At 62.7% G+C, this 10,481-nt stretch carries 7 protein-coding genes; 4 read left to right on the top strand and 3 right to left on the bottom strand.

Annotation, left to right across the window (positions count from 1 at the left end; all coding sequences use genetic code 11):
- On the top strand, nt 1–398 hold a 398-nt coding region (locus IT549_RS16150; protein WP_292974670.1), incomplete at its 5' end, for a hypothetical protein.
- Between the two features lie 62 nt (nt 399–460).
- Here the strand turns inward: IT549_RS16150 and IT549_RS16145 are convergent.
- Complete coding sequence (locus IT549_RS16145; RefSeq protein ID WP_292974669.1) at nt 461–2,734, bottom strand: TonB-dependent receptor; 2,274 nt, start codon at nt 2,732–2,734, stop codon at nt 461–463.
- A gap of 231 nt (nt 2,735–2,965) precedes the next feature.
- Here IT549_RS16145 and clpP point away from each other — a divergent pair, with 231 nt between their 5' ends.
- The gene (gene clpP, locus IT549_RS16140) at nt 2,966–3,652 is read left to right on the top strand and encodes an ATP-dependent Clp endopeptidase proteolytic subunit ClpP (protein WP_292974668.1); all 687 of its coding nucleotides are present in this window, start codon (nt 2,966–2,968) and stop codon (nt 3,650–3,652) included.
- Between the two features lie 142 nt (nt 3,653–3,794).
- Entirely contained in the window at nt 3,795–5,051 is a 1,257-nt protein-coding gene (gene clpX, locus IT549_RS16135) for an ATP-dependent Clp protease ATP-binding subunit ClpX (protein WP_292974667.1), read from the top strand.
- A gap of 154 nt (nt 5,052–5,205) precedes the next feature.
- Here the strand turns inward: clpX and IT549_RS16130 are convergent, their stop codons facing one another.
- Nucleotides 5,206–6,183 (bottom strand): cation diffusion facilitator family transporter, encoded by a 978-nt coding sequence (locus tag IT549_RS16130; RefSeq protein ID WP_292974666.1) that lies wholly within the window; start codon nt 6,181–6,183, stop codon nt 5,206–5,208.
- Nucleotides 6,184–6,526: 343 nt separating this feature from the next.
- Here IT549_RS16130 and IT549_RS16125 point away from each other — a divergent pair, with 343 nt between their 5' ends.
- Entirely contained in the window at nt 6,527–9,340 is a 2,814-nt protein-coding gene (locus IT549_RS16125) for a TonB-dependent receptor (RefSeq protein WP_292974665.1), read from the top strand.
- Nucleotides 9,341–9,580: 240 nt separating this feature from the next.
- Here IT549_RS16125 and mtgA read toward each other — a convergent pair whose 3' ends face one another.
- The gene (mtgA, locus tag IT549_RS16120) at nt 9,581–10,306 is read right to left on the bottom strand and encodes a monofunctional biosynthetic peptidoglycan transglycosylase (RefSeq protein ID WP_292974664.1); all 726 of its coding nucleotides are present in this window, start codon (nt 10,304–10,306) and stop codon (nt 9,581–9,583) included.
- Between the last annotated feature and the right edge of the window lie 175 nt (nt 10,307–10,481).

Here is a 10,481-nt window from a genome sequence, read left to right as displayed (position 1 = left end):
TCAATCTGACCCTGAAGGAAGCCTACCGGTTCGATCCGTTTGCCCAGGGCAAGCCCTATTTCACCGCCCAGGCCTGGACCAAGACGCGCTCGGTCAAGTGGGGCAACTCGGTCTGGACGCTCAGCGGCGCCAAGGATCAGGAGGCCGCCAAGAAGGCGGTCCTGGCAAGCTGTCAGCGCGAATCCGGTGAAGCCTGCGAGGTTGCGTCATATTCGTTCAACAGCAAGGTCGTGCTCTACGCCGATCAGAACAACGACATGCGGATTTCGTATATGACCCGCGATCGCGATCATGCCGCCTACATTGCCTCGAAATGCGTCGAAGCGAAGGTCACCTGCAAGTTCGTCAAGATGATCGATTCCCGCGTGCCTGGGGCCGAGCGCGTGGACGTGCGTTAGAGGGCACCGCACCACCGTCCGGCCAGGTTCCCCATCCTAAAGGGGAACCTGGCGCGCAGTCGTCAGCGCTGGAACGCCAGTGTTACCCAGAAGCGGCGCGGTTCGTTGAAATAGGCTTCGACGAAGCCGAACGATCCGCGAGCATCGTAGCCTGCCGTCACGATCCGCTGCTTGGTCAGGTTGTCCACCGCCAGCCGCAACGAAAGGCCCGAAACCGGCAGGTCGAAGGTTGCGCTGGCATTGACGATCGCGTGTTCACGCGCTGCCAGCTCAGGCGTGTTCTCGACATCGATGAAGGCTTTCGAGCGATAGGCCGTATCGACCCGGAACACGGCGTTGCCTGTATCGCCCAGCGGCAGGGTGTAGGACAGCCCCAGACTGGCCGACAGGTCCGGAGCCTGCTTGGGCGTGCGGAAGCTGACATCGGTCGGCACCCCGGCGATCACCGAAGTGTATTGCTGGTACTTCGCGCCCAGGATCCCCAGCGAGCCATCCAGCCGGAGGCGCGGCGTAACCTTGACCGCCGCTTCCAGTTCGATCCCCTCGATCTTCGAACGCCCGGCATTTTCGGTGCGCACCACGATCAGCCCGGTCGTCTGGCTGACCGTGCTGATCAGCAGCTGCTGATCGCGGTACTTGTTGTAGAAGGCGGCGAGGTTGAGCGTCAGGACACCGCCGAATTCGCCCTTCATCCCCACTTCAAACGCGTCGAGGTGTTCGGGATTGTAGATCCCCACTTCCTCCAGCGAGGTCGGCCGGCCGTTGAACCCGCCCGAACGGAAGCCGCGCGACCATGAGCCATAGAGCATCAGGTTGTCCTGCGGCTTCCAGCTGAGCGAGACGCGCGGGGTGAAGGCGTCCCATTCCTTTTCAAGCGTATAGCTGGGCGTTCCGGCCAGCAGCGGCGCGCCTGAATAGATCCGGGTCGCGGCCTGGAAAAAGCTCTTCTTCTCGTGCGTGTAGCGCCCGCCCAGCTCAAGCTTGACCTTTTCGCCCAGCGGCAACGAGACATTGCCGAACAGGCCGTAATTGGTGGTGGTCTGGCGGTTGTCGAAATCGAGATTGAAATCGAGCAGCACGGCCAGCGGCGGGCCGCCGGGGAAGGCCGGATCTGAGAATGGCGGGGTGGTCTTGATCGCATCATAGAGCCCGTCGGCAACATAAAGCCGGGTCAGGTCGATGCTCTTTTCGCGGTAGTAGTAGGCGCCCAGCAAGAGGCTGCCTTCGCCCAGGATCGAGGCCGAATACTGCAGTTCCTGGCTGAACTGCTTGGCGTTCTCGTCATGGATGTCGGCAGCGTAGTTGACTGCGGCCGAAGCGTCGCCGTCGCGCCCGAACAGGGCATCGACCTTGCGGTAGGCGGTGATCGACTTGAGCTTGCCGCCGCCCAGGTCATAGCTGAGCGTCAGCGAGGTGTTGAAGGCATCGGCATTGTCGCGATTGAGCGCCGGCGTGGTATCGGTGTGATCGATATCGGCCGGCACCGTGCAGCACGGGGCGATGAAGCCCGATTGCAGGCCCGAGAAGAAGGTCGGGACGAAATCGATCATCGAGTGCGCGGCCGAATTCTGGCGGCGGCGCAGTGCATCGGCTGACCAGATCGCCTCGAACGGGCCCGACTGGTAACGCAGCACCGCCTTGCCGGTGATCACGTTGCGGTTGCCCAGGTCCTTGCCCGAAGGGATATGCTGCCAGCCATCGCCCCATTCGCCCAGCCCCGACAGGCTGATCGCCAGCCCTTCGCCCAGCGGCACCGAAACCCGCGCCCGCAGCCGCACGTCGTTGTACGAGCCATAGCGCGCATCGCCCGAAAGCTCGGTCGTATCGCCCGGCAGCTTGCTGATCACGTTGATCGCGCCGCCGATGGTGTTCTTGCCGAACAGCGAGCCCTGCGGGCCGCGCAGCACCTCGATCCGCTCGACATCGAGCAGTTCGGCCAAAGCGCCGAAGGTGCGGGCGACATAGACCCCGTCGAAATAGGTGCCGACCGCCGGGTCCGAGGTGATGATGAAGTCGTTTTCGCCGACCCCGCGGATGAACGGGGCGATCGCTCCGCTGTTGCCGCCCTGGCCGGGGGTAAACTGCAGGTTGGGCGAAACCCGCGACAGCTCGGTCACCGAACCGATCCCGCGTGCTTCCAGCGTGGCGCCCGACAGCGCGGTAACCGCGATCGGCACGTCCTGCAGTTTTTCCTCAACCTTGCGGGCGGTGACGACGATTTCCTCGTCACTCGCATCACCGCCGGGAACGTCCTGGGCCTGGGCACTGGTCGCCACAAGTGCCAGGATCGCGCTTCCTCCAATCAGGGCCGCGCGGAACGGGGTATTTCGTGCCATCGGATTTTCCTCCCTCATCCAATTCGCGTATGCAACATAGCATGTTGATTACGCAAATAGAGATCAAAAATATCTCATGGCATTAATATACGTAGGATTGACGGTTGTTAGCCGCCCTGTTTCGGCATTGCAGCGAAGATCGAAGCGCGCGATCGAACGCAAACCGGTTAACGCCCTTGAACATCACGCCGCCAAAGCCGACATAGGATAACCAACCACAAGAGGACTTCCATGCTCGACCTGTTCAACCAGCCCGGACCCCAAGGCCAGTTCACCCGCGACCCGATCACCGGCGCGCTGATTCCGGTAGTGGTCGAGCAATCGAGCCGCGGCGAACGCAGCTTCGACATCTATTCGCGGCTGCTGCGTGAGCGGATCATTTTCGTGACCGGCGAGGTTGAGGATCACATGGCCTCGGTGATCGTCGCCCAGCTGCTGTTTCTGGAAAGCGAGAATCCGTCGAAGGACATCTCGATGTACATCAACTCGCCGGGCGGGGTGGTGACTGCGGGTCTCGCGATCCATGACACCATGCAGTACATCAAGCCGCGGGTTTCGACCGTCTGCATCGGCCAGGCCTGCTCGATGGGCAGCTTCCTGCTGGCCGCGGGTGAGCCCGGCATGCGGATCGCGCTGCCCAATGCGCGGATCATGATCCACCAGCCGTCGGGCGGGGCGCGCGGCATGGCCAGCGATATCGAGATCCAGGCCCGCGAAATCCTGCGGCTGCGCCAGCGGATGAACCAGCACTATGCAAATTACACCGGCAAGAAGCTGGAAGAAATCGAGAAGGCGGTCGATCGCGATACCTGGCTGGATGCGGCCGAGGCCAAGGAATTCGGCCTGGTTGACAAGGTCTTCGAAAGCCGGCCCGATGGCGATCACGATGCCAGCGGAACCGGCGGCGCACCCGAATAATCGGCGGAACGCGCCAAGGATTTGGTAACCCTGACGCTTCAGTGCGCCGCAATCCGGTCGTGCTAGTGTCAGGATTGATAATTGCGATCACCGGGTTAGACTCCGGCGATTCCCCGCGCGATGCGGGCAAGCGGATGAAAGCATGACGAAACTGAGCGGAACCGACGCCAAGAGCACCCTGTACTGCAGCTTCTGCGGCAAGTCGCAGCATGAGGTGCGCAAGCTGATCGCCGGGCCGACCGTGTTCATCTGCGATGAATGCGTCGAGCTGTGCAACGATATCATCCGTGAGGAAACCAAGGCCGGGATCACCGGCAAGAAGGGCGGGGACGTTCCCAGCCCCAAGGATATCTGCGAAACGCTGAACGATTACGTGATCGGCCAGGCACGCGCCAAGCGCGTGCTCTCGGTCGCGGTGCACAACCACTACAAGCGGCTGAAGCACGGCGGCAAGGGCGGCGAAGTCGAACTGCAGAAGTCGAACATCCTGCTGGTCGGGCCGACCGGCTGCGGCAAGACCCTGCTGGCCCAGACGCTGGCCAAGACCTTTGACGTGCCCTTCACCATGGCCGATGCCACCACGCTGACCGAAGCCGGTTACGTGGGCGAAGACGTTGAGAACATCATCCTCAAGCTGCTCCAGGCCAGCGACTACAACGTCGAGAAGGCCCAGCACGGGATCGTCTATATCGACGAAATCGACAAGATCAGCCGCAAGGCCGAAAACCCCAGCATCACCCGCGACGTTTCGGGCGAAGGGGTGCAGCAGGCGCTGCTCAAGCTGATGGAAGGCACCACCGCTTCGGTGCCGCCGCAGGGCGGGCGCAAGCATCCCCAGCAGGAATTCCTGCAGGTCGATACCACCAACATCCTGTTCATCTGCGGCGGGGCCTTTGCCGGGCTGGAACGGATCATTTCCGATCGCCTGCAGAAGCGCTCGATCGGGTTCGGCGCGCATGTCGCTGATCCGGAAAAGCGCAAGGTGGGCGAACTGCTGCAGAAGGCCGAACCGGAAGACCTGCTGAAGTTCGGCCTGATCCCCGAATTCGTCGGCCGCCTGCCGGTGATCGCGACGCTGGAAGACCTTGATATCGAGGCGCTGGTCAAGATCCTCAAGGAACCCAAGAACGCGCTGGTCAAGCAGTACGCCAAGCTGTTCGAACTGGAAGACGTCACCCTGACCTTCACCGACGACGCGCTGGAAGCGATCGCCAAGCGCGCGATCGAACGCAAGACCGGCGCGCGCGGGCTGCGCTCGATCGTCGAAGGGCTGCTGCTGGATACCATGTTCGATATCCCGACCGAACAGGGCATCGCCGAAGTGGTGGTGGACAAGGACGTGGTCGAAGGCCGCAAGGAACCGGTGCGGGTGCTGAAGGGCAAGGAAGAGGCGGCTTAAGGGATCGCGCTGATTTGCCCCATGCCGGGCTGCGAACGCCCGCTTTCTGCGCTTCCGGTGCTCACGTACTGAAGTACGCTGCGCGCCGGTTCTCGAAATCAGCCATTCTCGCTCCGGCCTGAGCCAACTCAGCGCGATCCCTTGGCAATATTGCCTAATGCTTGTGATCGTGCCCCAGGCTGCAATCTGCGGGTGAGGTCTCGACCTGGATCGTCGCGTGGTGGATGCCGAAGCGTTCCTCCAGTTCATGGGCGATCTGGTGCAGGAACTGGTCGCCAGGTGCCCCTGATGGCATCACCAGGTGCGCGGTGAGGGCACTTTCGGTGGTGCTCATCCCCCAGATGTGGAGGTCGTGAACCGCGCTGACGCCGTCGTGACCCGCCAGGAAATCGCGCACCACGCCTTCATCGATATGCCGCGGCACCGCCAGCAGGCCCATCTTGACCGCGTCCTTCAGCAAGTCCCAGCTACCCCAGGCCAATCCCACCGTGATCGCCAGGCTGGCCACCGGATCGATCCAGCCCTGGCCGGTCAGGAATACCGCGAGTCCAACGAAAACCACGCTGGCAGAGACAACCGCATCGGCGATCAGGTGCTGGAACGCGGCGCGCAGGTTGAGGTCGTGCTTGCTGCCTTTGGCGAACAGCAGGGCCGAGACCAGATTGATCGCGATCCCGGCGGCCGCCACTGCCATGACCAGCGGGCCATCGACCTCGCGTGGTTCCCACAGATGCTGGACCGTCTCGAGCAGGACCATGCCCAGCGCCATCCACAGCAGCGCGGCATTGGCGATCGCGGCCAGGATCGAACTGGACTTGAGACCATAGGTAAACCCCGGCCCCGGCGGCCGCGCGGCCAGCACGCTGGCGCCCCAGGCCAGCAGCAGCGACAGGACATCACCCAGGTTGTGCCCGGCATCGGCCAGCAGTGCGGTCGATCCGGACATATAGCTGGCCACCACTTCGGCGACCACGAACAGGGTGTTCAGCGCAACCGCGAAAGCGAAGGCCTTGCCATGGCTCGATCCGCCGTGGTGATGCCCGTGCCCGTGCCCGTGCCCGTGCCCGTGCCCGTGCCCGTGCCCATGGTGGTGGCCATGGCCGTGCGAATGGTGATGATGTGCGCCGCCCATTTCTCCGCCTTCACTTCAAGCGTTGCACAAATGCCGCAGTGCAGCAAGAATCGTTGCGGCCCTGTTATGGGATTCTGCCCGGTTTGGGGCAACCATTTGCAAACTTCGCAAATTCATTTCGTTTGTTCGGCTTGAATCGAAACAAGATTGCTCAGGCAGGACAATTTCGCGTCCGGCCTTCCGGTTGCATTCACAACCTTGTCACATCCCCCTGTTTTGAGCGTGACGCTGCCCCTGTATGAGCGGGGCAGACTTTGCCGTTCGTGCGATTCGCGAAGGCATTGCGCTTGCTTTTCCGGGCCTTCCTCATCGCCGGAACGGGCCAAACACGGGGACACAGACAATGCAGTTCAAGACCTACCTTGCCGTCAGCGCCGCCACCGCCTCGCTGGCATGTGGCCTGGCCACTCCGGCCTTTGCCCAATCAACCGGCTCGCAGGAGTTCGACAAGGAAATCGTCGTCACCGGCGCCCGCACCGGCACGCAGAACGTGGCCGGCATTGCCGCGCCTGACACTGCCAAGGCCAAGGCCGTGCTGACCCAGGAAAACCTGGCCCGCCAAAACCCCGGCCAGACCGTGCTCGATTCGATCAACCAGATCCCGGGCGTCAGCTTCCAGAACAACGATGCCTACGGTTCGGCCGGTGGTACGCTCAACATCCGCGGCTTCTCGGCCGATCGCGTCAGCCTGACCTTTGACGGCGTGCCGCTCAACGATTCGGGCAACTATGCGATCTACTCGAACCAGCAGATCGACCCCGAACTGATCGATCAGGTCAACGTCAACCTGGGCACCACGGACGTTGACAGCCCCACCGCTTCGGCGGCCGGCGGTACCGTCAACCTGCGCACCAAGAAGCCCGACCGCGATTTTGGCGCGATGCTCTCGGGCTCGATGGGCGAATGGGATTTCATGCGTCTGTTCGGCAAGATCGAAACCGGTGATCTCAACGCCAGCGGGACCCGCGCCTTCTTCTCGGCCAGCATGGCTCGCAACCGGATCCCGTTCAACAATTACGGCAAGATCGACAAGCAGCAGTACAACGCCAAGATCTATCAGCCGCTGGGTGGTGACGATTTCGTCTCGGTCTCGGCACACTACAACCAGAACCGCAACAACTTCTTCGGTTCGGTGCCGCTGCGGCTGGATACCAACGGCGGCAACCGGATCGTCGGGCCCAACAACTCAAGCGCCGCGACCAACCGCTTCCCGCTGACCCGGGCTGAGCGTTTCTATAACATCAACTTCCCGTGCCAGATGGATACGCCGCAGTCCGGTGTAGCCGATACTCCGGCGGCTGCTCCGAACAACCAGTCGCTGAGCTGCGGCACCGAATTCGATCGGCGCTACAACCCGTCGAACACCGGCAACATCCGCGGCCAGCTGCGCCTGACCCTGGCCGACAAGCTGGTCTTCAACTTTGAACCCAGCTATCAGTATGTGAAGGCCAACGGCGGCGGCACCGTGACCGGCAGCGAAGGTCTGCGTGATATCAACCCGGCTGATCCCGATGGTTCGGGTCCGCTGGCCGCGATTGCACCGACATTCGGTGCGCTGGCGACCAACAGCTGCCAGGCTGTGCCCAACAGTGCCTTCAACACCTGCCGTCCGGGCTATCTGGGTGGCACGCCCTATTTCGGCCGTGACCTTAACGGCGACGGCGATACCCTCGATACGGTTACTGTGATGGCTCCCAGCCAGACGCAGACGCACCGCCTGGGGGCGATCGCGGGCCTGCGGTATGAGATCAACGAAAGCCACACGCTGCGTCTGAACTACACCTGGGACCGTGCGCGTCACCGCCAGACCGGTGAAGTCGGGCTGGTGCTGGCCAATGGTCAGCCGGTCGATGTCTTCCCGGTCAATGCCGGCGAGCGCAGCGTGCTGGGCAGCATCCTGCAAAAGCGCGATCGCCTGTCCTATGCTTCGCTGCACCAGATCTCGGGTGAATACCGCGGCGAATTCATGGACAACCGGCTGGTCCTGACCGCCGGTCTGCGTATGCCGTTCTTCAAGCGCGATCTGACCAACAACTGCTACACCAGCTCGGCTAGCGGTTTCGTCGAATGCTTCAGCGGCGATCCGACCAACAACGCGCTGGCATCGACGCTCAACCCCTATGTGGTGACCACCAATGCCACCACCGGCGCGATCACGGTCAGCGGCTGGGCCACCCCGCAGAACCGCGTCTACAACTACAAGAAGCTGCTGCCCAACGTCGGATTTGTGTTCGACCTGACCAGCAATGCCAGCGTGTTCGGCAACTTCTCGCAAGGGCTTTCGGTGCCCGGCACCGACAACCTCTACAACGCCTTCTACTTCCCGCTGGGTACGTCGCGCGCACAGCCGAAGCCGGAAACCACCGACAACTTCGATCTGGGTCTGCGGTTCCGCTCGGGCACCATCCAGGCGCAGGTTTCGGGCTTCTACAACCAGTTCCACAATCGCAGCGCTTCGGCCTACGATCCGGAAATCAACCAGACCGTCTATCGTAACCTGGGCAACGTGAAGAAGTACGGGGTCGATGGCTCGATCGCGTTCCAGCCGGTTCCGCAGCTGACGCTCTATGCCTTCGGCAGCGTGATGAAGTCCGAAATCAAGGACAACATCGCGATCGGTGAAAACCGCGATGGCACCCCGATCTATGCGCTGACCGCGGGCAAGCGTGAATCGGGCGCGCCGAAGTACAGCTTCGGCGGTACGATCCGCGCCGAACTCGGCCCGATCGAAATCGGCTTCACCGCCAAGCGGACCGGCGAACGCTTTGTCTATGACAACAACGAAGCGGTCTACACCGGGACCTTCATCCCGAACGGCGCTCAGGCCTGCACCAACGTGCCGACTCCGGTCTGCACCAACCCGGTTGCGGTGGTCTCGCGCACGCAGGTCTATGACGCCAAGCTGCCGGCCTACTGGCTGGCCAACCTCGACGTCCGCTTCAAGCTCGACATGATCAAGCTGGGTGACAGCTACTTCCAGGTCAACGTCTACAACCTGTTCGACACCCTTTATGTCGGCGGTTACGGCGGCAACCTGCTGCAGAACACCACCGGCAGCTACAACCAGACCACCGGCACCTGGACCTATGGTTCGGTTCCCAACGTCCAGATTGGCGCTCCGCGCACGGTCAGCGCGACGCTGGTGATCAAGTACTGATTGCCTTCAGGGCTTCGGCTTTGGGAAAGGGGCGCTGCGGCGCCCCTTTCTTTTTGCGTTGCGGACCTGGAGCCTGTCCTGTTGAGGCGGAGGCGTCGGCCCGCCCCTGCGGGGTCGCACCAGGAAGGCCGCTGGCGGCGTCGCGTCGCTTGCAGGGGCAACCAGCTCCTGCCGCACGCCGCTCCTATCCAGCGGCCTTCCTGTTGCGATGACGATGCCTCCGCCTCAACAGGACAGGCTCTATTCGTAAACGCAGGCGTCCAGCGCTTCGTTGCGGACCACGCCGCTGCGGGCCGCGATGACATTGCCGTGGCGGCGGGTGAAGCCGCCCGGGGCAACCACCTCGCGGCGCTTGGGCGCGGGCAGCGCGGCCGCAATTCGGGCCGCTTCGACCCGGCTGAGCCGGGCCGCAGAATGGCGGAAATAACGCTGCGCCCCGGCTTCCACCCCATAGGTCCCGATCCCGGTTTCGGCGACGTTGAGGTAGACCTCCATGATCCGCCGCTTGCCCCAGACGTTCTCGATCAGGAAAGTGAACCACACTTCCAGCCCCTTGCGGGCATAGCGGGTCCAGCCCTGGCCCTGCCACAGGAACACGTTCTTGGCGGTTTGCTGGCTGATGGTGGATCCCCCGCGCAGGCGTTTGCCCCTGGCGTTGCGCTCCATCGCCTTTTCGATCGCTTCGGCATCAAAACCGTTGTGCGAACAGAACTTGGCATCCTCGCCGGCAATGACCGCGCTCACCATGTTGCGGTCGATCCGGCTAAGCGGGGTCCAGTCCTTGTCGAAGCCGTTGGGGTCAGCGATCATGGTCAGGGTCACCGGCACCGGCACCCATTTGTACAGCAGCGTCAGGCCCACGCTGCCCAGCACGAACCACATGATGCCCAGCGCGATCCACCGGGTGATCCGGTAGGACAGCGATCGTTTCGGGCCGGGGCGGGATCTGGTGAACAGGCTTGGCATTGCCCTTAACCTAGCCGAGCTGCCCTAGGCAGGTAAAGCACCCCTGATGAAAAGGGGGCCGGATTGCTCCGGCCCCCAAATCGTTTTGCCTGGTAAGGCTTTGGCTTACATGCCCGAGCCCGGACCGTAGGTGATTTCCACCCGGCGGTTCTGGAGTTCGCGCACGCCATCCGCG

This window comes from Novosphingobium sp., assembly GCF_020852455.1.
In the GTDB taxonomy this organism is placed as follows: Bacteria; Pseudomonadota; Alphaproteobacteria; order Sphingomonadales; family Sphingomonadaceae; genus Novosphingobium.
Note: the sequence above shows the minus strand (reverse complement) of the source record. Positions and strands in the feature narration are given on the sequence as shown.

Bases quoted from the DNA above. Each gene is read 5' to 3' on its own strand.
- IT549_RS16145 (WP_292974669.1), bottom strand. From the start codon at position 2,734: ATGGCACGAAATACCCCGTTCCGCGCGGCCCTGATTGGAGGAAGCGCG.
- clpX (WP_292974667.1), top strand. From the start codon at position 3,795: ATGACGAAACTGAGCGGAACCGACGCCAAGAGCACCCTGTACTGCAGC.
- clpP (WP_292974668.1), top strand. From the start codon at position 2,966: ATGCTCGACCTGTTCAACCAGCCCGGACCCCAAGGCCAGTTCACCCGC.
- IT549_RS16125 (WP_292974665.1), top strand. From the start codon at position 6,527: ATGCAGTTCAAGACCTACCTTGCCGTCAGCGCCGCCACCGCCTCGCTG.
- IT549_RS16130 (WP_292974666.1), bottom strand. From the start codon at position 6,183: ATGGGCGGCGCACATCATCACCATTCGCACGGCCATGGCCACCACCAT.
- mtgA (WP_292974664.1), bottom strand. From the start codon at position 10,306: ATGCCAAGCCTGTTCACCAGATCCCGCCCCGGCCCGAAACGATCGCTG.